Raw genomic sequence first — 1180 nt, forward strand, 5'->3', positions numbered from 1 at the left:
CGGAGATAGCTGGTTCTCCTCGAAATAGCTTTAGGGCTAGCCTCGTATTAGTTTAGCGGAGGTAGAGCACTGAATTCTTAAGGGGGCGTCAAAGCTTACCAAGAGATATCAAACTCCGAATGCCGCATAAATGATGTACGGGAGTCAGACTGCACGAGATAAGTTGGGCAGTCAAAAGGGAAAGAGCCCAGACCACCAGCTAAGGTCCCAAAGTGCGTGTTAAGTGGAAAAGGATGTGGGATTTCGAAGACAACTAGGATGTTGGCTCAGAAGCAGCCACACATTCAAAGAGTGCGTAATAGCTCACTAGTCGAGAGGTCCTGCGCCGAAAATGTCCGGGGCTGAAACACGACACCGAAGCTGTGGAATGTAGCAATACATTGGTAGAGGAGCATTCTTAACTGCGGCGAAGCGTTACCGTAAGGAGGCGTGGAGTGTTAAGAAGAGAGAATGCCGGAATGAGTAGCGAGATGGAGGTGGGAATCCTCCAGGCCGAATATCTAAGGTTTCCAGAGTAAAGCTGATCTGCTCTGGGTAAGTCGGGGCCTAAGGCGAGGTCGAAAGACGTAGTCGATGGACAACAGGTTGAAATTCCTGTACCGCGTATTATCAGAACTGTGGGGACACAGAACCGAAGCCAAACCCGGGAATGAAAAGACCGGGGCAAGCGCCGGACTGGTTAGACTGGAAAATCCGTTTAACAACAGGAAAGCGTTAAGCGTACCGAACAAAAGTAGGGAAGTTGGTATAGGGGCTGTCAAGAAAAGCCGCTATTGTGTAATACGTGCCCGTACCGTAAACCGACACAGGTGGATGAGGAGAGAATCCTAAGGCCGGCGGGAGAAGCATTGTTAAGGAACTCGGCAAAATGACCCTGTAACTTCGGGATAAAGGGTGCCCACGAGAGTGGGCCGCAGAGAATAGGCTCAAGCAACTGTTTAGCAAAAACACAGGTCTATGCAAAACCGAAAGGTGAGGTATATGGGCTGACGCCTGCCCGGTGCTGGAAGGTTAAGAGGAGAGGTTAGGAGCAATCCGAAGCTTTGAATTTAAGCCCCAGTAAACGGCGGCCGTAACTATAACGGTCCTAAGGTAGCGAAATTCCTTGTCGGGTAAGTTCCGACCCGCACGAAAGGCGTAATGATTTGAGCGCTGTCTCGACAATGCACCCGGTGAAATT

1 rRNA gene is annotated in these 1180 nt (G+C 50.3%); it reads left to right on the top strand.

The window, feature by feature from the left end:
* Positions 1 to 1180, top strand: a 23S ribosomal RNA gene (locus NE664_12415); the annotation flags it as partial.

The sequence above is a fragment of the Anaerotignum faecicola genome (genome assembly GCA_024460105.1).
In the GTDB taxonomy this organism is placed as follows: domain Bacteria; phylum Bacillota; class Clostridia; order Lachnospirales; family Anaerotignaceae; genus JANFXS01.